At 67.6% G+C, this 25,582-nt stretch carries 30 protein-coding genes; 7 read left to right on the top strand and 23 right to left on the bottom strand.

Annotated elements, in window-relative coordinates:
* Positions 1–32: 32 nt before the first annotated feature.
* From frr to rpsB, 4 genes are all read right to left on the bottom strand, one after another.
* The gene (frr, locus tag ACQ3HB_RS05450) at positions 33–587 is read right to left on the bottom strand and encodes a ribosome recycling factor (RefSeq protein ID WP_430918473.1); all 555 of its coding nucleotides are present in this window, start codon (positions 585–587) and stop codon (positions 33–35) included.
* A gap of 116 nt (positions 588–703) precedes the next feature.
* On the bottom strand, positions 704–1,417 hold the full coding sequence (gene pyrH, locus ACQ3HB_RS05445; protein ID WP_430918471.1) for a UMP kinase: 714 nt from the start codon (positions 1,415–1,417) through the stop codon (positions 704–706).
* Positions 1,418–1,561: 144 nt separating this feature from the next.
* Entirely contained in the window at positions 1,562–2,389 is an 828-nt protein-coding gene (gene tsf / locus ACQ3HB_RS05440) for a translation elongation factor Ts (RefSeq protein WP_430918469.1), read from the bottom strand.
* 20 nt (positions 2,390–2,409) lie between these two features.
* Entirely contained in the window at positions 2,410–3,345 is a 936-nt protein-coding gene (gene rpsB / locus ACQ3HB_RS05435) for a 30S ribosomal protein S2 (protein WP_430918468.1), read from the bottom strand.
* 355 nt (positions 3,346–3,700) lie between these two features.
* On the opposite strand from rpsB, the gene ACQ3HB_RS05430 reads away from it, so the two are divergent.
* Complete coding sequence (locus ACQ3HB_RS05430; RefSeq protein WP_430918467.1) at positions 3,701–4,327, top strand: murein hydrolase activator EnvC family protein; 627 nt, start codon at positions 3,701–3,703, stop codon at positions 4,325–4,327.
* Here ACQ3HB_RS05430 and ACQ3HB_RS05425 read toward each other — a convergent pair.
* The 10 genes from ACQ3HB_RS05425 to ACQ3HB_RS05380 form a co-directional block, all read right to left on the bottom strand.
* On the bottom strand, positions 4,290–5,201 hold the full coding sequence (locus ACQ3HB_RS05425) for a tyrosine recombinase XerC (RefSeq protein WP_430918465.1): 912 nt from the start codon (positions 5,199–5,201) through the stop codon (positions 4,290–4,292). The genes ACQ3HB_RS05430 and ACQ3HB_RS05425 overlap by 38 nt on opposite strands.
* 71 nt (positions 5,202–5,272) lie before the next feature.
* Complete coding sequence (locus ACQ3HB_RS05420; RefSeq protein ID WP_430918463.1) at positions 5,273–5,623, bottom strand: iron chaperone; 351 nt, start codon at positions 5,621–5,623, stop codon at positions 5,273–5,275.
* Positions 5,624–5,785: 162 nt separating this feature from the next.
* On the bottom strand, positions 5,786–7,075 hold the full coding sequence (gene dprA, locus ACQ3HB_RS05415; RefSeq protein ID WP_430918461.1) for a DNA-processing protein DprA: 1,290 nt from the start codon (positions 7,073–7,075) through the stop codon (positions 5,786–5,788).
* The gene (locus ACQ3HB_RS05410) at positions 7,075–8,604 is read right to left on the bottom strand and encodes a YifB family Mg chelatase-like AAA ATPase (RefSeq protein ID WP_430918460.1); all 1,530 of its coding nucleotides are present in this window, start codon (positions 8,602–8,604) and stop codon (positions 7,075–7,077) included. Before ACQ3HB_RS05410 ends, dprA begins: the two co-directional genes overlap by 1 nt.
* Positions 8,604–8,960, bottom strand: coding sequence for a YraN family protein (locus ACQ3HB_RS05405; protein ID WP_430918458.1), 357 nt, complete (start codon positions 8,958–8,960; stop codon positions 8,604–8,606). Before ACQ3HB_RS05405 ends, ACQ3HB_RS05410 begins: the two co-directional genes overlap by 1 nt.
* 109 nt (positions 8,961–9,069) lie before the next feature.
* The gene (locus tag ACQ3HB_RS05400; protein WP_422781505.1) at positions 9,070–9,393 is read right to left on the bottom strand and encodes a DUF2469 domain-containing protein; all 324 of its coding nucleotides are present in this window, start codon (positions 9,391–9,393) and stop codon (positions 9,070–9,072) included.
* 12 nt (positions 9,394–9,405) lie between these two features.
* Positions 9,406–10,050 (bottom strand): ribonuclease HII, encoded by a 645-nt coding sequence (locus tag ACQ3HB_RS05395; RefSeq protein ID WP_430918456.1) that lies wholly within the window; start codon positions 10,048–10,050, stop codon positions 9,406–9,408.
* Positions 10,050–10,799: a signal peptidase I gene (gene lepB, locus ACQ3HB_RS05390; protein ID WP_430918454.1), complete on the bottom strand. Its 750-nt coding sequence runs from the start codon at positions 10,797–10,799 to the stop codon at positions 10,050–10,052. The genes ACQ3HB_RS05395 and lepB overlap by 1 nt, the downstream gene beginning before the upstream one ends.
* 97 nt (positions 10,800–10,896) lie before the next feature.
* Positions 10,897–11,244: a 50S ribosomal protein L19 gene (gene rplS, locus ACQ3HB_RS05385; RefSeq protein WP_430918453.1), complete on the bottom strand. Its 348-nt coding sequence runs from the start codon at positions 11,242–11,244 to the stop codon at positions 10,897–10,899.
* Positions 11,245–11,443: 199 nt separating this feature from the next.
* Positions 11,444–11,947 carry a hypothetical protein gene (locus tag ACQ3HB_RS05380; protein ID WP_430918452.1) on the bottom strand — a complete coding sequence of 168 codons (504 nt, stop codon included), beginning with the start codon at positions 11,945–11,947 and terminating at the stop codon, positions 11,444–11,446.
* Between the two features lie 132 nt (positions 11,948–12,079).
* Here ACQ3HB_RS05380 and map point away from each other — a divergent pair, with 132 nt between their 5' ends.
* Positions 12,080–12,847 carry a type I methionyl aminopeptidase gene (gene map, locus ACQ3HB_RS05375; RefSeq protein ID WP_430918451.1) on the top strand — a complete coding sequence of 256 codons (768 nt, stop codon included), beginning with the start codon at positions 12,080–12,082 and terminating at the stop codon, positions 12,845–12,847.
* Between the two features lie 32 nt (positions 12,848–12,879).
* On the opposite strand, the gene ACQ3HB_RS05370 is transcribed toward map, so the two are convergent.
* Complete coding sequence (locus ACQ3HB_RS05370) at positions 12,880–13,572, bottom strand: LuxR C-terminal-related transcriptional regulator (protein ID WP_430918450.1); 693 nt, start codon at positions 13,570–13,572, stop codon at positions 12,880–12,882.
* Positions 13,569–14,906 carry an ATP-binding protein gene (locus ACQ3HB_RS05365; RefSeq protein ID WP_430918448.1) on the bottom strand — a complete coding sequence of 446 codons (1,338 nt, stop codon included), beginning with the start codon at positions 14,904–14,906 and terminating at the stop codon, positions 13,569–13,571. Before ACQ3HB_RS05365 ends, ACQ3HB_RS05370 begins: the two co-directional genes overlap by 4 nt.
* 113 nt (positions 14,907–15,019) lie before the next feature.
* Here ACQ3HB_RS05365 and ACQ3HB_RS05360 point away from each other — a divergent pair, with 113 nt between their 5' ends.
* Complete coding sequence (locus ACQ3HB_RS05360) at positions 15,020–16,540, top strand: PspC domain-containing protein (RefSeq protein ID WP_430918446.1); 1,521 nt, start codon at positions 15,020–15,022, stop codon at positions 16,538–16,540.
* The gene (locus ACQ3HB_RS05355) at positions 16,537–17,025 is read left to right on the top strand and encodes a hypothetical protein (RefSeq protein ID WP_430918444.1); all 489 of its coding nucleotides are present in this window, start codon (positions 16,537–16,539) and stop codon (positions 17,023–17,025) included. Before ACQ3HB_RS05360 ends, ACQ3HB_RS05355 begins: the two co-directional genes overlap by 4 nt.
* 104 nt (positions 17,026–17,129) lie before the next feature.
* On the opposite strand, the gene trmD is transcribed toward ACQ3HB_RS05355, so the two are convergent.
* From trmD to rpsP, 4 genes are read right to left on the bottom strand one after another with little or no spacing between them, the layout of a single operon-like run.
* Entirely contained in the window at positions 17,130–17,819 is a 690-nt protein-coding gene (gene trmD / locus ACQ3HB_RS05350) for a tRNA (guanosine(37)-N1)-methyltransferase TrmD (RefSeq protein WP_430918443.1), read from the bottom strand.
* A 4-nt stretch (positions 17,820–17,823) separates the two neighbouring features.
* Entirely contained in the window at positions 17,824–18,561 is a 738-nt protein-coding gene (gene rimM, locus ACQ3HB_RS05345; RefSeq protein ID WP_430918441.1) for a ribosome maturation factor RimM, read from the bottom strand.
* Position 18,562: 1 nt separating this feature from the next.
* Positions 18,563–18,814, bottom strand: coding sequence for an RNA-binding protein (locus tag ACQ3HB_RS05340; RefSeq protein ID WP_422781493.1), 252 nt, complete (start codon positions 18,812–18,814; stop codon positions 18,563–18,565).
* Between the two features lie 2 nt (positions 18,815–18,816).
* Positions 18,817–19,242: a 30S ribosomal protein S16 gene (gene rpsP / locus ACQ3HB_RS05335; RefSeq protein WP_430918440.1), complete on the bottom strand. Its 426-nt coding sequence runs from the start codon at positions 19,240–19,242 to the stop codon at positions 18,817–18,819.
* A gap of 247 nt (positions 19,243–19,489) precedes the next feature.
* Between rpsP and ACQ3HB_RS05330 the strand changes: the two genes are divergently transcribed.
* A complete protein-coding gene (locus tag ACQ3HB_RS05330) occupies positions 19,490–20,641 on the top strand; it encodes a glutamate--cysteine ligase (protein WP_430918438.1) in 1,152 nt (383 codons plus the stop codon).
* Positions 20,642–20,702: 61 nt separating this feature from the next.
* On the opposite strand, the gene ffh is transcribed toward ACQ3HB_RS05330, so the two are convergent.
* Positions 20,703–22,256 (bottom strand): signal recognition particle protein, encoded by a 1,554-nt coding sequence (gene ffh / locus ACQ3HB_RS05325; RefSeq protein WP_430918436.1) that lies wholly within the window; start codon positions 22,254–22,256, stop codon positions 20,703–20,705.
* Positions 22,257–22,358: 102 nt separating this feature from the next.
* Here ffh and lipB point away from each other — a divergent pair, with 102 nt between their 5' ends.
* Entirely contained in the window at positions 22,359–22,997 is a 639-nt protein-coding gene (gene lipB, locus ACQ3HB_RS05320; RefSeq protein ID WP_430918435.1) for a lipoyl(octanoyl) transferase LipB, read from the top strand.
* On the top strand, positions 22,994–24,010 hold the full coding sequence (lipA, locus tag ACQ3HB_RS05315; protein ID WP_430918433.1) for a lipoyl synthase: 1,017 nt from the start codon (positions 22,994–22,996) through the stop codon (positions 24,008–24,010). Before lipB ends, lipA begins: the two co-directional genes overlap by 4 nt.
* Before the next feature lie 25 nt (positions 24,011–24,035).
* Here lipA and ACQ3HB_RS05310 read toward each other — a convergent pair whose 3' ends face one another.
* Both ACQ3HB_RS05310 and ftsY read right to left on the bottom strand, forming a co-directional pair.
* A complete protein-coding gene (locus ACQ3HB_RS05310) occupies positions 24,036–24,536 on the bottom strand; it encodes a DUF2004 domain-containing protein (RefSeq protein WP_430918431.1) in 501 nt (166 codons plus the stop codon).
* A 75-nt stretch (positions 24,537–24,611) separates the two neighbouring features.
* Positions 24,612–25,490: a signal recognition particle-docking protein FtsY gene (gene ftsY / locus ACQ3HB_RS05305; protein ID WP_430918430.1), complete on the bottom strand. Its 879-nt coding sequence runs from the start codon at positions 25,488–25,490 to the stop codon at positions 24,612–24,614.
* Positions 25,491–25,582 lie beyond the last annotated feature (92 nt).

The raw sequence follows: 25,582 nt of genomic DNA, 5'->3' as shown, positions 1-25,582 counted from the left end.
CCTGACTGCGAACTGTCGTGCGTTCGAACGGCTCAGACTTCGAGCAGTTCTGCCTCTTTGCGCTTGAGTGCGTCGTCGATGGCGTCGATGTGCGACTTCGTCACGGCTTCGAGCTCCTTCTCAGCACGAGCCACGTCGTCGTCGCCGACCTCGCTCTTGAGCGCCTCGAGGTCGTCCTTCGCCTTGCGACGGATGTTGCGCACGGAGACCTTGGCGTCCTCACCCTTGCCACGGACGATCTTCACGTACTCCTTGCGACGCTCCTCCGTGAGCTCGGGCAGTGTCACGCGGACGATCGTGCCGTCGTTGGTGGGGTTGGCGCCGAGGTTCGGGGTGTCGCGGATCGCCTGCTCGATGTCGCGCAGGGCGGTCTTGTCGTACGGGGTGACGACGATCGTTCGAGCTTCCTGGTTCTGCAGGGAAGCGAGCTGGGCCAGCGGCGTCGGCGTGCCGTAGTAGCTGACCATGATCTTCTGGAACATCTGGGGGTTGGCGCGACCCGTTCGCACCGAGGCGAAGTCTTCCTTGGCGACCTCGACCGCCTTCGACATCCGGGTTCCTACGTCCGAGAGGACATCCGCGATCACGAGCACTCCTTTGCTTTGTACTGCTGTTTTCAGTCTAGTCCGGCGGCCTGCTTCGGCCGGTAGCCGACTGTGCCGCCGGGACCCGCTCACCGTATGGACGGTGGCGGGGACGGCCCTCAGGCCGAGGTGACGAGGGTGCCGATCTCCGCGCCGCGGATGGCCGCGGTCACGTTGCCGGCGGGCTCCATGCCGAACACGCGCATGGGCATGCCGTTGTCCATGCAGAGGCTGAACGCGGTCGAGTCGACCACCTTGAGGCCCTGCTGGAGCGCGTCCTGGTAGGAGATGCCGTCGATCTTGACGGCGTTGGGGTCGAGACGGGGGTCCGCGGTGTACACGCCGTCGACGCCGTTCTTGGCGACGAGGACGATGTCGGCGCCGATCTCGAGTGCGCGCTGCGCCGAGACGGTGTCGGTCGAGAAGTACGGTAGGCCTGCGCCTGCACCGAAGATGACGACGCGTCCCTTCTCGAGGTGGCGCTCGGCACGGAGCGGGATGTACGGCTCAGCGACCTGGGTCATCGCGATGGCGGACTGCACGCGGGTCGCGGCGCCTGCCTGCTCGAGGAAGTCCTGGAGGGCGAGAGCGTTCATGACGGTGCCGAGCATGCCCATGTAGTCGGCACGACCGCGGTCCATGCCGCGCTGGCTGAGTTCCGCGCCACGGAAGAAGTTGCCCCCACCGACGACGATGGCGATCTCGACCTCCTTCGCGGCCTCGGCGATCTCGCGTGCGATGGCGCTCACGACATCGGGATTGACCCCGAGTTGGCCGCCTCCGAATGCCTCACCCGAGAGCTTGAGCAGAACCCTGCGCTTCTTTTCCGGCATTTCTGTCCCTCCGTCGTCCTGAATCAACCTACTGCCTCCCCCACGTCCCGCACATCGGGAGGCTCACCGAAAGCTCGGCGGATGTTGCCCGCACACACAGAAGAGTCCGGATCGCTGACAGCGATCCGGACTCCTCTCGTGGTGTTACGCGCCTACCTTGAAGCGGGCGAACCCGGTCACGGTGAGGCCTGCGTCTGCAAGCACCTTCTGCACGGACAGCTTGTTGTCCTTGGCGTAGTCCTGCTCCAGGAGCGCGACCTGCTTGAAGTACGCGGTCAGGCGACCCTCGACGATCTTCGGGAGAGCCGCTTCCGGCTTTCCTTCGTTCTTCGAGATCTCGGTGACGATCTCGCGCTCCTTCTCGACCTCTGCCGCGGGAACTTCGTCGCGCGTGAGGTAGATGGGAGCAGCGAAGGAGATGTGCTGCGCAATGCTGCGAGCGGTCTCCGCGTCGTCACCCGAGTAGCCGACGACCACACCGACCTGCGGGGGCAGGTCCTTGTTGGTCTTGTGGAGGTAGACGGCGAACTTCTCGCCCTCGACCACGGCGACCTGGCGCAGTTCGACCTTCTCGCCGATGATGGCGGCCTCGTCGTTGATGACGTCGAGGACGGTCTTGTCACCGACGGGAGCGGCGTTGCCCTCCGCGACGGTGGTTGCGCCGGCAGCGACGATCGCGTCGAGGACGACGTTCGAGAGCGCGAGGAACTTCTCGTTCTTCGCGACGAAGTCGGTCTCGCAACCCAGCTCGATCAGCGTCGTGGTGGCGCCGTTCTCCTTGGCGGCGACGAGGCCCTCGCTCGTGGAGCGGTCGGCACGCTTCGCGTTGCCCTTCGCACCCTTGAGACGCAGGATCTCGGTCGCCTTCTCGACGTCGCCTTCAGCTTCGACGAGAGCGTTCTTGGTGTCGACCATTCCGGTGCCGAGCTGCTCGCGCAGCGCCTTCAGGTCCTCGAGGGAAAAATTAGCCATAGGTGGTGTACTCCTCGTTCTTACTTCTCGTCGGCGGCGGCGGTCTCAGCCTCGACGACGGCTTCAGCTGCTGCTGCGCCCTCTGCGTCGGCTTCGGACTCGGCCGTGTTGCCTTCGACTGCCTGGATGTCGGCGATGACCTCGGCCGTCTCAGCGGCTGCGACGGTCTCGTCTGCCACTGCTGCGGTCTCGGCGGAGCCCTGGAGGAGCTCCTGCTCCCACTCGGGAAGCGGCTCGGCGGCGGTGTCGCCCTCGGTCGGCTTCTGGTGGCGCTGGATGAGGCCCTCGGCGGCTGCGTCGGCGATGATGCGCGTCAGCAGGCCGACGGAACGGATCGCGTCATCGTTGCCCGGGATCGGGTACGTGACCTCGTCGGGGTCGCAGTTGGTGTCGAGGATGCCGATGACGGGGATCCCGAGCTTGCGAGCCTCGTCGATTGCGAGGTGCTCCTTCTTGGTGTCGACGACCCACAGAGCCGAAGGCGTCTTGGTGAGGTTGCGGATACCACCGAGCGACTTGTGGAGCTTGTCCAGCTCGCGCTTCTTGATGAGGAGTTCCTTCTTGGTGAAGCCGCTCTTGGAAGCGTCTTCGAAGTCGAGCTCCTCGAGCTCCTTCATGCGTGCGAGTCGCTTCGACACCGTCTGGAAGTTGGTGAGGAGGCCACCGAGCCAGCGCTGGTTGACGTAGGGCTGGCCGACGCGCGTCGCCTGCTCGGCGATGACTTCCTGAGCCTGCTTCTTCGTGCCGACGAAGAGGATGGTGCCGCCGTGGGCTACCGTCTCCTTGACGAAGTCGTACGCCTGGTCGATGTAGGCCAGCGACTGCTGCAGGTCGATGATGTAGATGCCGGAACGCTCGGTGAAGATGAAGCGCTTCATCTTCGGGTTCCAACGGCGGGTCTGGTGCCCGAAGTGCACGCCGCTGTCGAGCAGCTGGCGAATCGTTACGACGGCCATGAGCCGTACTCCTGTTCTGCGCTCGCCAGAGATCTGGTCTGCGCCTCGGTTGATGGTGAAGACCGGATGGTCTCGCCCCTGGTGCCCGGCACACGTCCGCCTCACTCAGAGAGTGAAGACCGAATGGAAGTGGAGGCCGAATGGCACGCGTAGTCATCTCGACACACGAGATGCTTCATCGATCATAGCATCCGTGGCTTTGGGATCGGTGCGCGATCCTGCTGTCGTCGGGCGGACGATCGTGGGCGCCGTCGGACCGGTGATCCGGGTCCTCCACAGGGCTCTCGGCGGAGACCGGTCATCCACAGCCGTGCGGATCCGACATCCAGGAGCGGGCTGCGGGAGACGATCGGGGATGCTCTTCCACCAGCGTTCCACCATCGTCCTCTCCTGCTCCCTCGTGCTGCTCGTCGGCCTCGCTGTGATCCGCACCCCGGGGGTCGCCGCCGTGGCACACGAGTCCGTCGAGCGGCCGCAGTCGCGATGGAGCTGGCCCGTCGCGGACCCCCATCCGGTCACGCGGCCGTTCGAAGCTCCCCCGACTCCCTACTCGGCGGGGCATCGTGGCATCGACATCGGTGCAGCTGAAGGGACGCCTGCCCTCGCGGTCGACGACGGCGTCGTCTCGTTCGCGGGCGTCGTCGTCGATCGGCCGATCGTCTCGGTGCGGCACGCGGACGGCCTCGTCTCGAGCATCGAACCGGTCACGGCGGCGGTCGGGGTCGGGGATGTGGTCGCTCGCGGTGCTCCGATCGGCGCGGTGAGCACTGGAGGACACTGCGCTGCGGGGTGCGTGCACCTCGGCGCCCGCCGGGATCGGTCGTACCTCAACCCGATGCTGTTCCTCGGCGAAGTGCCTGCCGCCGTTCTGCTCCCACTCACCGGGGCGTCGGTGGAGTCGTCGTCCGCCAGGGATCGATCGGATCGGGCACGACGAGTCGTCCTCAGGCGCGGGGGTGCGCGGTCCGATAGCTGTCCTTGATGCGTTCCATCGACACGTGCGTGTATATCTGGGTCGTGGCGAGGCTCGCGTGGCCGAGGAGCTCCTGCACCGCTCTGAGGTCCGCTCCCCCGTCGAGCAGGTGGGTGGCTGCCGTGTGGCGGAGTGCATGCGGACCTGCGGGGCCGCCGCCGGGGATCGCCTCCAGGAGGTGGGCCACGAGCGTGTAGACGGAGCGGCTGCCGAGTCGTCCTCCGCGTGAGCCGAGGAGCAGTGCTCGTCCCGTGTGCTGTCCGCGCTTCAGGAGCGCCGGCCGGGCCATCGTGAGGTAGTCGACGACGGCGGACTGGGCGGGAACTCCGAAGGGCACGACGCGCTGCTTGTCGCCCTTGCCGGTGACGCGCAGGGTCAGTCGGTCGAGGTCGACGTCGTCGAGGTCGAGTCCGCAGAGTTCGGAGACGCGCAGGGCGGAGGCGTAGAGGAGTTCGACCACGGCGAGGTCACGGAGTCGATCCGGATCCCCGGTCGCTGCTCGATCCTCGACCGATGCGATGAGCGTGTCGAATTGTCCGCGGTTCACGACCCGGGGAAGGGTTCGACCGGTCTTGGGGCTGCGCAGTCTGGCGGCCGGGTCGGTCACGGCCTCGCCGGTGCGGAGGAGCCAGGCGGTCCACCCTTTCACGGTCGCCGTTCTGCGGGCGAGCGTCGCTTTGGATGCGCCGCCGGTCGATGTCTCCCAGAGCCAGTCCCGCAGGAGGTCGAGGGTCACACCCGAGGTGTCGGTGACGTCGTGGGTCGCGGCGAACGTGGTGAACTGTCGGAGGTCGGAGGCGTAGGCGCGGGTGGTCTGTTCGGAGAGCCGCCGTTCAGATGCGAGGTGCTCCACGAATGCTCGTGCGCTCGTCTCGACGTCCATGGTTCCAGCATGACGCAGGCGCGCAGGCGGCGTGCCCTGGCGCGCCGCCGGTGTCCGTGCCGAGTCTCGGGTCAGCGCCGGGCGACGAGGGATTCCACGATGCGGCAGACGAGGCCGTTGGGGATCGGCTGTTCGACGGGGAATCGGAGGGTGTCCTTGGTGGACCGGTACGGGGCCAGTTCGCGCTCGAGGTCGTCGTCGAGGACGGGAACGGCGTAGAGGGCGACGTGGCGTTTCCAGCCGGCGAAGTAGGTGAGGCGTGTGCCGTCGAGGTCGACCGTGGGCATGTGATAGCTGATGCGTTCGGTCGCATCGGGGACCACGGAGGTGATGTCGTTGCGGAGCGACTGCAGGCGTCTCCGCACCTCGACGGGGAAGGAGTCGACGTATTCGTCGACCGTCGCGTACGCCTGCTGAACCATGTCGGGCCCCTTTGCTCGATGTCTCCATGGGGCCTGCAGTCGCCGAACCCCATGTTCGGGTGTCCAGGAAGCCTACGCCGTCTTTCCTGAGCATCCGCACTACGCGCGAAGCGTCCTCCGGCGTGTCCGCGGACGCCCGTGCCGACGCCGCCTCGGACGCCGTCACCGTGCGGTGATCGTCCAGCCGGTCTCGTGCTCCCTGACCGCACCGTCGAGCTGCAGAACACCGAGCATCGCCTCCACATCGCGGGTCGAGAGGCCGCTGCGTTTCGCGAGTTCCGGGACGGGTCGAGGGCTTCGGGCGGCCAACGCATCGCGTAACCGCGTCTCCTCCGGCGAGCGCATCGCCATCGCCTCGGCCTCGTCTCCGGTGGTCGACCACCCCGCGAGTTCGGCCATCTCCTGCGCACTCGTGACGCAGGTCGCCGCATAGTCCCGAATGAGCCGATGGCAGCCGGCGGACGCCGCACTCGTGACGGGACCGGGAACGGCGCCAAGCGGCCGACCGAGCGTTGCCGCGTGGCCGGCCGTGTTGATCGACCCGGAGCGCCATCCGGCTTCCAGGACGACCGTCGCATCCGAGGCCGCTGCAATGAGGCGGTTGCGCTGCAGGAACCGCCATTTGGTCGGCGTCGCCCCGCATGGAAGCTCGCTGACGACCGCGCCGGTCTCCGCCATCCGTGCGATGAGCGACTCGTGGCCGCTCGGGTACGGCCGGTCCACGCCGCCGGCGAGGAACGCGATCGTGGTCCCTCCGCTCGCGAGGGCCGCGCGGTGCGCCATTCCGTCGATCCCGTATGCGGCGCCCGACACGATCGTGAAGCCGCGATCGACGAGGCCTGCGGAAGCCTCCATCGCGACGTGCTCGCCGTACGCCGTCGCGGCCCTCGCGCCGACGAGGGCCACCGAGCGCCCGACGCTGTTCCCCCGGCCGAGCGCTGGGCCACGGAACCACAATGCGTGCGGCGCATGTGGCCCGAGATCGTCGAGCCCTGCGTGCCAACCGGGCTCACCCGGCAGGAGCAACCGCACACCGAGCAGCCCTGCGGCACGCAGCGCGTGGACCACGTCCGCGGACACGAGTCGTGGACGCCATCGTTCGAGGGCGGCGGCGAGCGTCTTCGACTGTGCCCTGGGTTCGCGAGCCGCCCCAACCGGATCCGGCTGTTCGGCGTCGTCCGCCCACCCGCTGGACCGGAGCAGTGCTGCGACGTCTGCCGCCGACGAGCGATCGATCACCGCAGTGAGCGCGCGCACGGCCCCGAGCGCTTGGACGAGCGTCCCGGCCACGCCGTCCCCCGGTTCGGCGATCGTCGTCCACGCAGCTCTGGCGAACGCGTCAGTGATCCGCTCGGGCGATGCAGACGGCCCGTCAGACGCAGAGCCGGCGTCCGCCACCCGAGAGATCAGCTCGCGGACGTGCGCTTCGTCGATGCCCAGCACGGTCGCCATCAGATCCCCTTCCGCAGGAACAGGGCGCGGCCGATGTGCTCCGTGCGCGGCGAGAGCGCACCGTCGAGGTCGGCGAGCGTCCAAGCGAGGCGGAGCACGCGGTCGTAGCCGCGCATCGTGATGCCGCCCCGCTCGAGCGAGCGGTCGAGGGATCCCGTCACCGTCCGCGGGAGCGCCATGCGGGCACTGCGAAGCCAGGAGCCGCTCACCTCGGAGTTCGTACGCCATCCGCTGCCGTCGAGCCGCTCGGCACTCGCCGCGCGCGCGAACTCGACTCGTGCGCGTGCTTCCTCGGTCGTGAGGTTCGGACGGCCCGAGACGTCATCCGCGAAGGTCGTGGTGATGCGCTGGACCCGGAGCCGGATGTCGATGCGATCGAGCAGCGGCCCGGAGATCCGTCCGAGGTACCTGCGCCTCGCGAAGGGCGGACACGTGCACTCGCCGTCGCTCGTCCCGTACTGGCCGCACGGACACGGGTTCGCCGCGAGGATCAACTGGAAGCGTCCCGGGTAACTCGCTGAGCCGTGCACTCGCTGCACGGTGATGACACCGGATTCGAGGGGCTGACGAAGCGCGTCGAGCACGTCGGAACGGAATTCAGGTGCCTCGTCCAAGAACAAGACGCCGTGCGCGGCTCGGGCTGCGGCACCGGGGCGGATCTGCCTCGACCCGCCGCCGAGCATCGCAGCGGCCGACGCGGTGTGGTGCGGGCTCTCCCACGGCGGCCTCGTGATGAGCCCTCCGCTCGGCGGGACCCCGATGAGCGAACGGATGCAACTCACCTCGATCGCGGCTTCTGGTGTGAGTTCCGGGAGCACACCGGGCAGCCTCGACGCGAGCATGGTCTTCCCCGCGCCAGGCGGCCCGACCATCATCAGGTGGTGTCCACCAGCGGCAGCGATGACGATCGCGTCGACCGCTTCGGGCTGACCGACGACCTCCGAGAGATCCACGTCCGGCGGCTGTTCGAGCTCGTCCACCCGCTGTCTGACCGGTTCGAGGTCGACCGGCACCAGGTCGGCGCCGTGCCAGATCGCTGCGTCGCGGAGGGAGGTCACCCCGACCGTGACGATGCCGGGGACCAACCGTGCCTCGTCCGCGTTGGCCATCGGCACCATCACGACCTCATGGCCGGCGCGAGCCGCGGCGAGCACGGCGGGCAGAATCCCGACGAGCGGCCGGAGACGGCCGTCGAGACCGAGCTCGCCCAGATGCACGACACGACCCACCGAAGCCCGCTTGACGAGACCGCCGACGGCGAGGCACGCGATCGCGATGCCCAGATCGAATGCGGATCCCTGCTTGGGGAGTGAAGCGGGCGAGAGGTTGATCGTCAACTGGCTGCCCGGCAAGGAGCATCCGGAATTCGTCGTGGCGCTCTTGATGCGATGGCTGGCCTCCGTGAGCGACTTGTCCGGCAGCCCGACGATGGCCATGCCCGGGATCGAGTTCGCCGACGAGGCCTCGACCTCCACGATCGATCCGCCGAGCCCGTTGAGCGCCACGGCCCACGTTCGTGCGACGGCCATCACGACACCCCGGTCAGGTGATCGAGTCGGATGTCCTGGCCGTGCTGGAGGACGATGCCGATGACGTCGAGCCGCATCGATCGCATGCGCGGCTGATGCGCATCGCACCACGCGCCGGCCAACCGTCTGAGCCTCGCCAGCTTCTCGTGGGACACGGCTTCAGCCGGCAGCCCGAAGCCGATGCCGGATCGCGTCTTGACCTCGACGAAGACCAGAACGCCGTCCCGCTCCGCCACGATGTCGAGCTCACCCTGACGACACCGCCAGTTGCGGTCGACGACCGTGTATCCGTGCAACTCCAAATACTCGGCCGCGAGCTGTTCGCCCTGCCGTCCGAGTTCGTCCTTCTGCGCCATGAGCACCTCCACGATCGATCGTGGCGTGCGGGGCGTCTCCGGAACCGAACGGGCTCATCCTGTGGAGAACCGCCGGGCGCTTGCCGCCCTGTGGAGGAGCGCCGGACGACTACTCGTCGAGCGTCAGTTCCTTGGGCAGCTCGAAGTCGCGCGAGGACAGTCGCTCGATGTTGACGTCCTTGAACGTGAGCACCCGAACACTCTTCACGAAGCGGTCCGAGCGGTAGACGTCCCACACCCACACGTCCGTCATCGACAGCTCGAAGTAGAAGTCGTTGGCCGTGTCGCGACGAACGAGATCGACCTCGTTGGCGAGGTAGAAGCGCCGTTCGGTCTCGATCACGTACTGGAACTGACCCACGACATCGCGGTATTCGCGGTAGAGGGCCAGCTCGACCTCGCGGTCGTAATCTTCGAACTCGTCATCGTCCATGGTGCATCTATCCTACGCGTAGGCGGGGAGCCAACTGGTCCGGTGGTGCGGGGTCAGGCCGTGTTCGCGCAGGGCTTCCAAGTGCGCAGCGGACCCGTACCCCTTGTTGCCCAGCCACCCGTATCCGGGGAGGGTCTCGTGCAGTTCGATCATGAGCGTGTCCCGGTGCACCTTCGCGATGACCGATGCCGCGGCGACCGACGCGCAGTCGCGATCGGCCTTGATCCGCGTCGTGATGGACAGCGGTTTCTGGAGCGATGCGCTCAACCAATCACTGTTGCCGTCGAGCAGGACGATCGCGCTCGACACGTCCGCTCCGACGGCGTGCAGGTCCAGCAGCGCACGACGACCGGCCATGCCGAGGCACGCCGTGATGCCGAACTTGTCGACTTCGGCGGCGCTCGCCATCCCCACCGCGGAGAAGAGCGCCCAGGAACGCGCGAGCGGCTCCATGGCGGTGCGCGCCTTCTCGCTCATGAGCTTCGAATCGCGAAGGCCCTCCGGGAACGCGCCGCAGGCAGGACCGACGAAGGCGGCGCCGACAGCGACCGGACCGGCGATCGCACCGCGACCGACCTCATCCATCCCGATGACGCCGACAGCACCGTTCGCGAACAGTTCCAGCTCGACGTCGAGCGTCGGATCCTGACGCGGCACTACTCGGCCCCTGGTGCGGGAATGCTCGAGAAGGTCGTCGGATAGTTGTCGAGCCAGGACCAGTTGCTCGCGGGCCAGGTGATGACGAACGCACGACCGACCACGTTGGACACGGGTACGAAGCCCTTGCCGGGCGTGGAACCGTTGTAGCGGGAGTCTTTCGAGTTGTACCGGTTGTCACCCATGACCCAGAGCGAGTTGTCCGGGACGGTGATGTCGAACGGATCACCGGACACCTTCTCGGTGCCGGGCGGCAGCTTCACGTACGGCTCATTGAGCGGCACGCCATTGACGGACATCTGGCCGAGGGCGTTGCAGCACACGACGTGGTCTCCGGGGAGGCCGATGACGCGCTTGATGAGGTGGTCGTCGCTGTCCGGCGCCGCGAGTCCGAAGAGTGAGAGAACCCACTCGACCGCAGCGGCTGCAGGCGCCTGCTGGACGGGAGCCGCGGGAGGGAGCCATCCGCCCGGATCGCGGAAGACCACGACATCGCCGCGGTCGATGGGGACGACGCCTGGCACCAGCTCGTTCACGAGGATGCGGTCCTTCACCTGCAGCGTGTTCTCCATCGACCCCGAGGGGATGTAGAACGAGCGCACGAGGAACGTCTTGATGAGGAAGGAGACGAGGAGAGCGACGACCAGGATCACGAGGAGGTCGCGCAGGAACAGCAGCACCCCGCGTTTTCCGCGGGGTCGCCGAACCGCCTTCGGAGTGTCGTCCGTCACGAGAGAATTGTCCGTCATTTAACCGCCTGAGCTCCCCACCAGCTTATCCGGTGGGGAGCTCAGTACCTGTCAAGCAGGTGTGGCACAAACGTGTGTTGTGCCGCGGGGAAGCCGACTAGTTGTCGCGCTTCTCCTTGATCTTGGCCTTCTTGCCACGCAGTTCGCGCAGGTAGTAGAGCTTCGCGCGACGCACGTCACCGCGGGTGACGAGTTCGATGTGGTCGATGGTGGGCGAGTGAACCGGGAAGGTACGCTCGACGCCGACCTGGTAGCTGACCTTGCGGACGATGAACGTCTCGCGGACACCTTCGCCGGAGCGGCTGATGACGACGCCCTGGAACACCTGGATACGAGTCTTGTTGCCCTCGATGATGTTCACGTGCACCTTGACGTTGTCGCCGGCGCGGAAGTCCGGGAGGTCCGTCTTGAGTGATGCTGCATCGACTGAGTCGAGAATGTGCATGATGGTTCTCTCTCTGCGACCGCCACAGGTCGACCGCTGAATGAAGTCAAAAGGAAGATGTGCCCGTTACCGGCGTTCCCCTGTGGCAGAACTGCGCAGGCACAAAGAGCAATTATGCCATGAATCGGGCGTTCTCGGCAAAGCCTGCCGGGAAGCGAGCCGCGATCATCACGCACGACCCGTGGTCCCGGCGGCCACGTCAGCGCTGATCGCTCGGCTTCGACTCCTGGATCACGATGATCTCGGCGTCCTCGGCTGGGGCGAAGCGCTGTGTGGGCGGCGCCATCGACGGCCCCGCGGCCTGCCGTTCGAACTCGGCCATGGTGTCTCTTGCCCGGCGTGTGGTCTCGCCGATGAGCTGCGCGATCGATCCCCAGAAGGTGGCGAGACCGGCTGCGACGCCGAGGACTGCCCACAGCGCGGTGGCCGGACCGAAGAAGCCGAATCCGATGATCGTGACGTGCCAGAGCGCGAGGAGTCCGACATCGGTCCAGGTCACGGCCTTGGTCATCCGCACGCTCGAACGGGCGGAGATGAGGAGCGCCGTGGCGAGCAGGGCGATCGCGAGGATCGGCATGGCGATGAAGAGGCCGAGGAGGCTCCATCCACTCTCACCGAAGACGCCCCAGCCGACGAAGGGCCAGATCGGCAGCACGATGACCGCGATGAATCGCCAGTAGTAGAAGGCCCGCCGCAGCAACATGACCCAAGAATACCGTCGGTGTCCTGCGCGTCGTCTGGGCGTTCGCTGCAGACGGAACGGCGACATCGGGCGACGCAGCGGGATCACGCCGCGCGCTCCTCGGGCAGAATGGAGGTTGGAGAGAGGATTCCCGTGATCGAATTGCGCACACCGTCCGAGATCGAGCAGATGAGGCCGGCTGGGCGGTTCGTGGCCGAGGTGCTGACCCGACTCGCGAAGGAGGCGGCTGTAGGCGTGAATCTCCTGGCCCTCGACCGCATCGCGCACGACATGATTCGCGAGCGCGGCGCCGAGTCCTGTTACATCGACTACCACCCGTCCTTCGGCGCGAGCCCCTTCGGCAAGGTGCTGTGCACCTCCGTGAACGACGCCGTCCTGCACGGACTCCCCCGCGACTACGCGCTGCGCGACGGCGACCTCCTGAGCCTCGACTTCGCCGCGTCGGTGGACGGTTGGGTCTCGGACTCGGCAGTGAGCGTCGTCGTCGGGACGGCGAAGCCCGCCGACACGAAACTCATCCAGACAACCCGCCAGGCGCTCGACGCGGGCATCGCCGCAGCCGTCGTCGGCAACAAGATCGGCGACATCTCGGCCGCGATCGCGGAGGTCGGCCACGCCGCCGGGTACTCGATCAACACGGACTTCGGCGGCCACGGCGTCGGCCGGACGATGCACGGCGATCCGCACGTCCCGAACGACGGCCGGCCGGGCCGCGGCTATCCGCTTCGCGCGGGACTCGTCATCGCGATCGAACCGTGGTTCCTGGCGACGACGGACCGCATCGTGACCGACGCCGACGGCTGGACGCTCCGGAGCGCCGACGGCTCACGCGGGGCACACTCCGAGCACACGGTCGCGATCACGGACGACGGTCCGATCATCCTCACGGCGCGCGGCTGAAGCAGGCGCGGGCGTTCGAACGTCGAGCTGGCTCAGAGCAGCTTGCGTTGCAGAGCCCAGGCCGCGAGCTCGTGGCGGGAGGACAGCTGCAGTTTGCGGAGCACGCTCGACACGTGGGTCTCGACGGTCTTCACCGAGATGAACAGCTCCCCCGCGACCTCCTTGTAGGCGTAGCCGCGGGCGATGAGGCGCATGACCTCCTGTTCGCGGGCTGACAGGCGGTCGAGCTCGTCGACGGACTCCGCGGTCTCGCCGCTCACCGCACCGAAGGCGTCGAGCACGAATCCGGCGAGGCGCGGAGAGAAGACCGCGTCGCCGTCGCGGACCCGTCTCGCGGCATCGGACACCTCGAGTCCCGACGCGCTCTTCGTGATGTAGCCGCGAGCGCCGGCCCGGATGACGCGCACGACGTCGTCGGCCGCATCGGAGACGCTCAGCGCGAGGAAACGGGTGCCGGGAGCCGACGGCGCGGCGCGAGCGATGACATCGGCTCCCCCGCCGCCGGCGCCGCCCGGCAGGTGCACGTCGAGCAGGACGACCTGCGGTTGCCGGGCGATGACGATCTCGACGGCCTCCTCGACCGATGCGGCCTCACCGAGCACCGTGATGTCCGAGCTGAGTTCGCTGCGGAGACCCGATCGGAAGATCGAGTGGTCGTCGACGATGACGACCGTCAGCTCTGGAAGCGTCTGGTCCGGCCGGTCGTCGGAGCGGTCGTCGCTCATCTCGGGTCCTCTTCTGGTGGGCGGGGTTCGCTGGCGGGCGCTTGAGCCGGTGCTGGTGCGGGCGCTTGAGCTGGTGCTGATGCAGACGTGGTCAGAACGGCCGAGGCCAACTGCGGAAGCGCGAGCCTGACCTCGGTCCCCCGCCCGCCCGGGCCGCGACGGAGTTCAGCGGTCCCGCCGATCCTGCGCATGCGCCCGATGATGGACTCCCGCACGCCGAGCCGGTCGTCCGGCACCTCGTCGAGCGCGAAGCCAGGGCCGCGGTCGGTCACGGAGAGGTGGAGCTCGGACGGCGAGGTCTCGAGGAAGACGGAGATGTCGCCGCCCGCATGTCGTGCGGCGTTGAGCATCGCTTCGCGCGCGGCGGCGAGCAGCGGCTCCGGGACCGCCGTCGAACCGCCGACCGTCACGACCTCGATGCGGACGGGATGGTCGGATTCGATGGCGGCGGCGATCGCACGGAGCTCGGTTGCGGCATCGTTCGTCGAGGCCGTCGATCCGGAGAAGAGCCACGCTCGCAGTTCGCGTTCTTGAGCGCGCGCCAACCGCGACGCCTCGCTCGCGGGGCCCGCCTGCTGCTGGATAAGCGCGAGCGTCTGGAGCACGGAGTCGTGGAGGTGCGCGGCGATCTCGGCGCGGTCGGCTTCGCGGAGGCGTGCGGAGCGCTCATCGGCGAGGTCGCCCATCAGCCGGAGCGCCCATGGCGCCACGACGACGGCCACACCGAGCAGGACGGCGAGGGCGGCGATGACGACGGTCCAGCCGTTCGGCCGGTCGCCCATGATGAAGAAGAGGAGGATGCCGAGGACCACGAGCACGAGCGCGCCGAGGATCCTGACGAGTGGAGCGGAGGACCGTGTCGGCCCTCCGCGGCGCAGATCCGCGAACTGACCCCAGGCGAGTCCGGTGCCCGCGAGGACCACGACCACCGGGATGACCGCGTCGAGCGGCACACCGACGCCGAGCCGCGAGGCGACGAGGGCGATGCCGGCGGCGAGCAGCGCGATGCCGAGCAGTATCTCGGTCACGGGGGCACGACGCGCGTCGCCCGCGACGGCGTCGGCCGCAGCATCGGGACCGGTTCCGCCGGCGGAGCCTCCGCCACCCGTCCGAGAGAGGTAGGCCTGCAGGGGCAGCGGGGCATCGGAGGCGCCAGCGGTCGGAGTCAGCGCCCAGAGCCACGCGTAGAGGAGGACGCCTGCTCCCCCGCACGCCGCGAGGATGACTGTCGCCGTGCGCACGGCCGCCACTGGCAGGCCCGTGTGCTCGGCGAAGCCAGCGCACACCCCGCCGACGAGGCGGTGGCGCGGTCTCGTCATCACCGCGGTTCCCATGGAGCCATCCAAGCAGCATCCGTCGTTCCTCACACACTCAGGGGTCGGAGATCAGGGTCCGCTCAGGGTTGTACCTGATGGTCCCGCAGCACTCAGGCGAGCACACTCGAACCATGACGAATTCACCTGCTGGCGATCACCGCCCTCCGGCCGGAGCGACGCCGCCCCACGACGGCATGACCTCCTTCTTCAACTGGTTCCGGTCGACCGGCCTCCATCGCAGCGATTCGCGCTGGCTCGGCGGCGTCGCCGGAGGCATCGCGACCCGCCTCGGCATCGACCCGCTCATCGTGCGCGGCGTGTTCATCGTCGTCGCCGTCCTCGGCGGCCCCGCGCTCTTCCTCTACGGGGTCGCGTGGGCGCTGGTCCCGGACACCTCTGGACGCATCTACCTCGAACGCGCGATTCGCGGCATCTTCGACCCGGCCATCATCGCGATCGGTGCCCTCGTCCTCTTCACCTTCGTCCCCTTCATGCGTGGACTCTGGTGGCAGGGCGCCCCGAGCTGGTGGCACATGCCCGACTGGCTCGAGAGCACGCTCACGACGGGCTGGGTGCTCGCCCTCATCGCCGTCGTCGTCTGGCTCATCGTGAGGTTCTCACGCCGGACGCCGACGGACGGCTCCCACCAGCCCCCGGCAGGGCCCGCACCACAGCAGCCCGTCGGCCCGAACGACTTCTGGACGAACACGGCGAACACAGGCTGGTCCGGTGGCGACGTGCCGACTGCGCAGCAGCGCGAGCCCGAGCCGACCGTCTTCGCGGCAGCGGCGACGCCGACCACCGCGCCCGCTGGAAGCCCGAGCACACCGGGCTTCACTGCGACAGCTGGACCCGCTCCGTTCGTGCAACCCACGCCGCAACCCACGCAGCAGCGCACCGGCTGGACGTCGCAGGAGTTCCGTGAGGAGATCCAACGGCAGCGGGAGGAGCAGTCGCAGAGCCACCGCGAACGCATGCTGCAACGGCGACACGAGGTGCCCGGCGCCGGATTCATCGCGATCTCGCTCGGCCTCGCCCTCGTGGCAGGCGCCCTCGCGGCGGTCTTCACGGTCAACTCCGGCCAGTCGAGCGCTGCGCTCGTCGTCGGGATCGGCGCGGCCGTGGCCGTCGTCGCCCTCGCGACCGTCATCGTCGGCGTCATGGGCCGACAGAGCGGCTGGCTCGCCTCCTTCACTTGGATCGGCGTCATCGCGCTGCTCATCGTCGGCGTCGTTCCCGCTGGAACGCAGATCCGTCCATTCGGCACGAGCGACTGGACCGTGAGCAGCTCCGTCTCCTCCGTCGATCGAGGCTTCGCGATGATCGCCGGCGCTCCGCAGCTCGACCTCAGGGGCCTCGACGCCGCCGGAGCGAAGCACGACGGCACGATCGACGTCTGGGTCGGTGCGGGCAAGCTCGACGTCATCCTGCCCGACGACGTGCCTGTCATCGTGAAGGTCTCGACCCTCGCCGGATCGATGCGGATCGAGAACGACGACGAGGACAGCGATGCCAACGATCGCGGCGGTGTCTTCTACCGCGACGAAGCACGATTCGGCCGCACCGCTTCCCCCGACACCGTGACGGTGCAGGTCTGGATGCTTGCCGGCACGACCCACATCATCGACGAGAACGACAGGGCAGGACGATGAGCGACCGACAGGACCACACCGGCGAGACAGAACGGATCGACGCGATGCTGCAGCGGGAGAACCCGGAGAGCACGACGCCCACCGAGGCGACCGAGACCACGGCGCTCCCGACCGAGCGGCTCGGATCCCCGAACACCGCTCCGGACGCCACGACGGACTGGTTCCCGATGGGCGCCACGGGCACCGAACGACTCGCCGCCGCTGGGCTCGGCGGCACGAGCGCCCCGGGCGCCGCGCCGACGGTCTCCGCCCCCTCGCCGTCGCAGGGATCGGCCGCGTCACCGGTGCAAGCAACGCTGCGGCGTCGGTCCGCCCGCTTCGGCACGATCCTCTGGGGTGTGCTCGTCCTCACCTTCGCGGCAGCGGTGGTCACCAACGCGGTCTCGACGATCGCGATCGATCCCGTGACCTGGATCATCGGCGCTCTCATAGGCGTCGGTGCGATCCTCGTCGTCGCGGGCATCGCAGCGGCCATCCGCCGGTAGCCTGGCCCCAGTCGCCGACACCACACGCCGGTCGCTGAGCGTGTCGAAGGGCACTTCGACAGGCTCAGTGACCGGTCGGTGCGCTGCAGTGACCGGTCGGTGCGCTACGGCAGCAGGTCGGGACGGACCTCGCGCGTGCGGATGAGCTGCTGCTCACGCCTCCACGCTGCGATGGCGCCGTGGTTGCCGCTCAGCAGGACCGGCGGGACCTCGAGTCCGCGCCACTGGGACGGCTTCGTGTAGCTCGGGTATTCGAGCAGACCGTCCTCGTGGGACTCCTGGACGAGGCTCTCCGGGTTGCCGACGACACCCGGGACGAGACGACCGATCGCCTCGATCATCGCCATGACGGCGACCTCACCACCGTTCAGGACGTAGTCGCCGAGGCTCACGAGACGCACACGGGCGCGAGACGCCGTGTGTTCGAACACCCGGTGGTCGATGCCCTCGTACCGGCCGCAGCCGAAGACGAGGTGCGACTCCTCCGCGAGCTCCCTGGCCATCTTCTGCGTGAAGACGTCGCCTGCGGGAGAGGGGAAGATCACGATGGGATCCTCCTCGGAGTCGTCTCCGAGGATCGCGTCCATCGCCTCGCCCCACGGCTCCGGCTTCATCACCATGCCGGCACCGCCGCCGTACGGAGTGTCGTCGACGGTGCGGTGCCGGTCGTGGGTGTGGTCGCGCAGATCGTGCACACCGAGTTCGATGAGCCCGGTCTGCCGCGCCTTGCCGAGCAGCGAGATGTCGAGCACATCGAAGAACGCGGGGAAGATCGTCACGATGTCGATGCGCATGACGTCAGTCCTCGGTCGTGGTCTCGGCGGTCGCGGGAGCGGCTTCAGCAGGCGCTTCGTCAGACTCGTCCGAGGATTCGTCCGCAACGGACTCGTCGGCGCTGGACTCGTCCTCGGTGGATTCGTCCTCTGCCGCGTGCTTGGCAGGGCCGCGCTTCGACGGCTGCGAGGTCTCCGGCTCCGGCTCGCCTGTGTCCGGGATCTCCTCGAAGAGGCCGGTGGGAGGCGTGACCGTGACGATGCCGGCGGCGATGTCGACGGACGGGACGATCGCCTTGACGAACGGAACCATGACTTCGCCGTCGTCGGTCTTGACGATGAGCAGGTCCTGCGCCGGCATGTGCTCGACGCGGGCGACGGTTCCGACGAGAACACCATCACGGTGCACGGCGAGACCGACCAGTTGATGGTCGTACCAGGCGTCGTCCTCGTCGGGCAGGTCCGTGGGATCCTGCTCGACCCAGAGGATCGCCTTGACGAGCGTCTCGGCCTCCGAGCGGTCGTCGATGCCGACGAAGAAGCCGACGGCCTGGCTGTTGTACCAGCGGAGCTCGATGAGCTCGATGGTCTTGTTCCGCCATTTCGAGCCGGTCGGCACCTGGAGGGTGAAGACGGAGCCAGGGGTGAAACGGCGCTCGGGCTCATCGGTGTACAGCTCGATCTTGAGCGCACCTTTGAGGCCGTGGGCCTTGGTCAATCTGCCGACCCGCAACTGGGTCTTCGGCTCTGGTTCGGTGCTCACCTTAAGCGGTGGCGCCGGACGCGTCGGTGTCGACGACGTCGACCCGGACTCGTCGACCGTCGGCCAGCGCGGACACGAGGGTCCGGAGGGCCTTTGCAGTGCGACCGGCACGACCAATGACGCGACCGAGGTCCTCGGGGTTCACACGAACCTCGAGGACCTCGCCGCGTGCAGAGTTCTGTGCCGTGACGCGCACGTCATCGGGGTGATCAACGATCCCCTTGACGAGGTGTTCGAGCGCAGGAGCGAGCAAGGTTACGCCTGCTCTGCTTCGGTTGCTTCTTCAGCGGGTGCAGCGGCCTCTTCGACCGGAGCAGCCTTGGCGGGCGCCTCAGCCTTGGGCTTCAGAACCGGCTTCTTCTTCTCGTCGGCGACGAAAGCGACCTTGGCTTCCTTGACGCGAACGGTGCTGACCGCGTCCTTGTCACCCTTGAACTTGCCCCAGTCGCCCGTGAGCTTGAGGAGCGCAGCGACCTGCTCGGTCGGCTGAGCGCCGACGCCGAGCCAGTACTGTGCACGCTCGGAGTCGACCTCGATGAACGAGGGCTCTTCCGTGGGGTGGTACTTGCCGATCTCTTCGATGACGCGACCGTCGCGCTTCGTGCGCGAGTCAGCGACGACGATGCGGTAGTACGGTGCGCGGATCTTGCCGAGGCGCTTGAGACGGATTTTGACAGCCACAATTCTCCTGAAAATGTATGTTGTTTGGGCGTGCTCGCTGCCGAACGGTGGGGCCACACATCGACGCGAAAACTTTGGTGGTGCCGCGAGCGTCGGATAGAGGGTCGAACGGTCGCAGACTCAACGTCCTATTCTGCCAGACTTCGGCCCCTCGCGGTAATCGGCGGTCACGCGTCTCCGCGAACACCTGTCCAACGTGTGAGGATGAGCGTACGTTTCGGGCACGCCGGACCACGAGGAGCACAGCATGACGATCGAATTCGCACGATCAGAACGATCGACCGTCGGTCTCGAGTGGGAGGTCGCGCTCGTCGATCGCGACACGGGAGATCTGGTCTCGGTCGCCGAAGAGGTGCTCACCGGGCTCCGCCAGGAGGACGGCTCCGACCACGCGAGCATCACAGGCGAACTGCTCCTCAACACGGTCGAGCTCGTGAGCGGCGTGCACCACACCGTTCCCGATGCGATCGCAGACCTGCAGGGGCAGATGGACGAGGTCCGGAAGATCACGGATCCCATGGGCGTCGAGCTCATCTGCAGCGGATCCCACCCGTTCGGCCAGTGGTACGACCAGCAGGTCACCGACAAGGAGCGCTATCACAAGCTCATCGACCGCACCCAGTGGTGGGGACGGAACATGATGATCTGGGGCGTCCACGCGCACGTGGGCGTCGAGAGCGTGGACAAGGTCCTCCCGCTCCTCAACGGTCTCCTGACCTTCTTCCCGCACCTGCAGGCGCTCTCCGCGTCGAGCCCGTTCTGGGGCGGCGTGAACACCGGCTACGCCTCGAACCGGGCCCTCATGTTCCAGCAGCTCCCCACCGCCGGCCTCCCCTACCAGCTGTCGACGTGGGAGCAGTTCGAGGACTACGTCGACGACATGACCGTCACGGGCATCATCGAGGACCACACGGAGGTCCGCTGGGACATCCGCCCCTCGCCGCACTGGGGCACGGTCGAGATGCGTGCGTGCGATGGGGCTTCGACGGCCGAGGAGTTCGGTGCGCTCGCATCGCTCATCCACTGCCTCGCCGAGCACCTCTCGGATCGCCTCGACGCCGGTGAGAGCCTTCAGACACTCCCGCCGTGGTACGTCCGCGAGAACAAGTGGCGGTCTGCGCGCTACGGCCTCGAGGCGGAGATCATCCTCGACTCGTCCGGCCACGAACGGCTCGTGACCGACGACATCCGCGACCTCCTGGAGACGCTGGCACCGATCGCGAAGCGCCTCGGCTGCTCCGATGAACTCGCGAGCGTCGACACGGTCCTGACGCACGGCGCCAGTTATCAGCGACAGCTCGCCGTCGCCGAGGCGAACGGCGGCAGCCTCCAGGCAGTCGTCAGCTCACTGGCGCACGAGCTCCGCTACGGAGTGGGCGCGCAGAAGCCGACGAGCTGAGCCGCGGTCCGCGGAGCACGCACGGAGCGGTGAGGGCGGAGGCCCTCACCGAACTCCTCGACTAGCGTCCGAGGAACTTCTGCAGTTCGGCGAGCTCCGCCTCGGTCGGTGCGGCCTTGCCGGCCTTGCTGCCCAGACCGAAGCCTGCACCGCTCGGGGCCTCGACCGCGGCAGCGGCGCCCAGACCGGAGTTCTCGGCGGCGCGCTTGGCGGGGTTGCCGGACCGCGAGCCCTTCTTCTTCTGCTGCTGGACCTTCTTGCCGCTGTGCGATCCAGGGACCGGGCCCATGCCGGGGATGTTCGGAACGCCGCCCTTGGCAACGGTCTTCATCATCTTCGCGGCCTGCTCGAAGCGGTTCACGAGGCCGTTGACCTCGGTGACCGTCATGCCGGAGCCCTTGGCGATGCGGAGGCGACGCGAACCGTTCAGGATCTTCGGGTTCGTGCGCTCGAGCGTGGTCATCGACTGGATGATCGCCTCGGTGCGGATGATCTCGCGCTCGTCGAAGTTCTCGAGCTGCTGCTTCATCTGCCCCATGCCGGGGAGCATGCCCATCATCTTCTTGATGGAGCCCATGCCGCGCAGCTGCTGCATCTGCTTGAGGAAGTCGTCGAGCGTGAAGGTGTCGGTCGCGAACTTCTCGGCGACCTTGCGCGCCTCTTCTTCGTCGAAGTTCTCCTGCGCCTGCTCGATGAGCGTGAGGATGTCACCGAGGTCGAGGATGCGGCTCGCCATGCGGTCGGGGTGGAAGGGCTCGAAGTCGTCGAGGCCCTCGCCTGTCGAGGCGAAGATGATGGGGCGGCCGGTGACGGAGGCGATCGAGAGCGCTGCGCCACCGCGGGCGTCGCCGTCGAGCTTCGACAGCACGACTCCCGTGAAGTCGACGCCCTCGAGGAAGGCCTTCGCCGTGGTGACCGCGTCCTGACCGATCATGGCATCGATGACGAAGAGCACCTCGTCCGGGTTGACGGCCTTACGGATGTTCGACGCCTGCTTCATGAGCTCGGCGTCGACGCCGAGCCGACCGGCGGTGTCGACGATGACCGTGTCGTACAGCTTCTGCTCGGCGAACTTCACACCGTCGCGAGCCACCTTGACGGGGTCGCCGACGCCGTTGCCCGGCTCGGGGGCGTAGACCGGAACACCGGCCTGCTCACCGACGACCTGGAGCTGCGTGACCGCGTTCGGGCGCTGGAGGTCCGAGGCGACGAGCAACGGCGTGTGGCCGTCCTTCTTGAGCCACTTCGCGAGCTTGCCGGCGAGCGTCGTCTTTCCGGCGCCCTGCAGGCCGGCGAGCATGATGACGGTCGGCGGCTTCTTCGCGAACTCCAGACGGCGCTGCTGGCCGCCGAGGATCGTGACGAGTTCCTCGTTGACGATCTGCACGACCTGCTGGGCCGGGTTGAGCGCGCGGTTCACCTCGTCGCCGAGCGCGCGGTCGCGCACGCGGGCTGTGAACGCCTTGACGACGTCGAGCGAGACGTCCGCGTCCAGCAGTGCACGACGAATCTCGCGAACGGTGCCGTCGACGTCAGCCGCCGACAACTTGCCCTTCGTGCGAAGGTTCTTGAACGTATCCGCGAGGCGGTCAGAGAGGGTACCGAACGTTGCCATGATCCCTCCAGTTTAGGGCAGCGCGGGATGAGCCGTCGTCGATGCGCTTCCGCTGACCGCGAATGATTATTGGACGGCGTCCAACAATGCTACCGTTGCGGCATGACGACGGTGCAGATCGCGGGCCTCTCCCCCGCATACCTCCCCTACCTCGACGGCTGGGCGCTCCAGCGGGACATCCACGCGGAGGTGGTCGACGGACGCAGACCCGACACCCTGGTCCTCTGCGAGCACGAACCCGTCTACACCGCGGGCAAGCTCACCAGAGCGCACGAACGGCCGGGTGGCAGGACGCCCGTGGTCGACGTCGACCGTGGCGGCCGCATCACGTGGCACGGCCCGGGCCAGCTCACGGGCTACCCCATCGTCCGGCTGCCGGAACCGGTCGACGTCGTGGCGCACGTTCGGGTGCTCGAAGAACTCATGATCCGCGTCGTCGCCGCCTCCGGCGTCACCGGATATCGGATCGAGGGCCGTTCCGGCGTCTGGGTCGGCGCGGGTCCCATCGCAGCGAAGATCGGTGCGATCGGCGTACGCGTGAAGTCCGGCGTCACGATGCACGGCTTCGCACTCAACTGCAACAATTCCCTCGAACCGTTCTCCCACATCGTCCCGTGCGGCATCAGCGACGCCGGCGTCACGACGATCACCCGGGAGACGGGGATCGATATCTCACCGAGCGATGTCGTCGAGACCGTCGTGCGCGAGTTCGCACTCCTCCACGAGGGCGTGGCCGCATGAGCGCATGCGGATCGCCGGCTCCCGCGCATCAAGAGTCGGTCGGCGGACGCAAGCTCCTGCGACTGGAGGTACGGAACGCGCAGACGCCCATCGAGCGGAAGCCGGACTGGATCAAGACCACGGCCAAGATGGGCCCGGAGTACCGCAAGCTGCAGGAGCTCGTGAAGGGCGAGGGCCTCCACACGGTGTGCCAGGAGGCCGGCTGCCCCAACATCTACGAGTGCTGGGAGGACCGCGAGGCCACCTTCCTCATCGGCGGCTCGCAGTGCACGAGACGATGCGACTTCTGCCAGATCGACACGGGGAAGCCCGCAGACTACGACACCGACGAGCCACGCCGGGTCGCTGCATCCGTGAGCCGGATGGCGCTGCGCTACGCGACCGTCACGGGCGTCGCGCGGGACGACCTGCCGGATGAGGGCGCGTGGCTGCACGCCGAGACGGTCCGTCGGATCCACGCCGACAATCCGGGGACCGGCGTCGAGATCCTCGCCACCGACTTCTCCGGCAAGCCGGACCTCCTGCAGGAGGTCTTCTCCTCGCGACCGGAGGTCTTCGCGCACAACGTCGAGACCGTGCCGAGGATCTTCAAGCGCATCCGCCCGGCGTTCCGGTACGAGCGCTCCCTCGACGTGCTCACGCAGGCGCGGAACGCGGGGCTCATCACGAAGTCGAACCTCATCCTCGGCATGGGCGAGGATCGCGAGGAGATCAGCCAGGCGCTGCAGGACCTGCACGACGCGGGCACCGACATCATCACCGTCACCCAGTACCTCCGGCCCACGCCGCGCCACCTGCCCGTGGACCGCTGGGTCAAGCCGCAGGAGTTCATGGAGATCAAGGAGGAGGCGGAGGAGATCGGATTCCTCGGCGTTCTCGCTGGCCCGCTCGTGCGATCGTCGTACCGGGCCGGACGCCTCTGGGCACAGTCGATGGCCGCGAAGGGGCGTCCGCTCCCGGACGGACTCGAGCACCTCGCAGACACGAGCCTCGGCTTCGCGCAGGCGGTGTGAGCCGTCGGGGTGCCCGAACCGCGGGTCAGTCCTCGCTCGTGACCCCGGTGACTTCGCCTTCGGAGTTGTAGGCGACGAGCAGGACGCCGTCGAGCTGATCGGCGTCGAGGGAGAACTCGAAGACGGCGAACGGGTCGCCGCCACCATGCTGATGGGGCGAGAAGCCCACGCTCAAGAGCGTGAGCGAGCGGATCACATCGACGTCGCGGTCACCGGAGTGGTCGACGAGGAGGTCCTCGAGCGAGTCGCCCAGTTCCTCCGCGGCCTGGATGATGTACTCCGTCACCTCGGAGGTACGGTCGTCGACCTCGCTCAGCATCGCCTCGCGCGACCGGAGGTCGAATCCTTCCAGCGCGAGGATCATCGCGGCGGCCAGATCGAGGGCTTCCGGAGTGATGTCGGCCTCATCAGGCGCGCTCAGGTCGATCGAGACGGACTGCTCGCCCACCTCGATGTTCTCCGACCAGTACACCCCGCCACCGGGTTCACTCGCGATGATGCCGAAGTAGTCGTGTTCGATCGCCATCAGTTGTCCACCAGATTCATCAGTTGCCCAACGGGTTCATCACGTGCTCGGGAAGGTCGGTCGCTGCTGCAGTGCTCAGTTGCCCACGAGGTTCTGGGCGAAGACGTGCGGCGTGAAACCGGTGAGGTCGCCGATCGACTCCCCCTGTCCCACGAGTTTGATCGGGATGCCGGTCTTCTCCTGCACGGCGAGGACGAAGCCGCCCTTCGCGGAGCCGTCGAGCTTCGTGAGGACGAGACCCGTCACACCAGCGTGCTCGATGAAGGCATGCGCCTGCGACAGCCCGTTCTGACCGGTGGTCGCATCAAGGACGAGGAGCACCTCGGCGATCGGCGCCTGCTTCTCGACGACCCGACGGATCTTCGAGAGCTCGTCCATCAGACCGCCCTTGGTCTGCAGACGACCGGCGGTGTCGATGATGACGATCTCGGTGCCGGTCTGCTTGGCGTACTCGACGGTCTGGAACGCGACCGATGCGGGATCCTGACCCTGCTGCTGCGGGCGGACGATCTGCGCGCCGGCGCGCTCCGCCCACGTGGCGAGCTGCTCGACGGCCGCAGCGCGGAAGGTGTCGGCCGCACCGACGACGACCGTGCGGTCGTAGTTGCGGAGGAACTTCGCGAACTTGCCGATCGTCGTCGTCTTCCCGACGCCGTTGACGCCGACGACGAGGACGATCGCGGGGCGGTCGCTGAGCTTCAGCGTCGTGTCGAACTTCGACAGTCGCTCCTCGACCTCCTCGCGGAGCATCCGCTGGAGGTCGCGTGGGTCGGTGGTCCGGTAGCGGTCGACCTTCGCGTGGAGACCCGTGACGATCGACTCCGTCACATCGGGTCCGAAGTCGGCTCCGATGAGCGCGTCCTCGAGGTTCTCCCAGGTCGTCTCATCGATCGTGGGCCGCTGGAACATGCCCTTGAGGGCCCCCGAGAGCGACCAAGGTGTGCGTTCTGCCATGCACTCAGCGTAGCCGGAGCTGGAGACCTTCCGCGCGAAGCACGGGACGGAACCACACGAGGAGAACGACTAAGGTGTGCGTTCTGCCATGC

This window comes from Plantibacter lichenum (genome assembly GCF_050587525.1).
Classification (GTDB): Bacteria; Actinomycetota; Actinomycetes; order Actinomycetales; family Microbacteriaceae; genus Plantibacter.
Note: the sequence above shows the minus strand (reverse complement) of the source record. Positions and strands in the feature narration are given on the sequence as shown.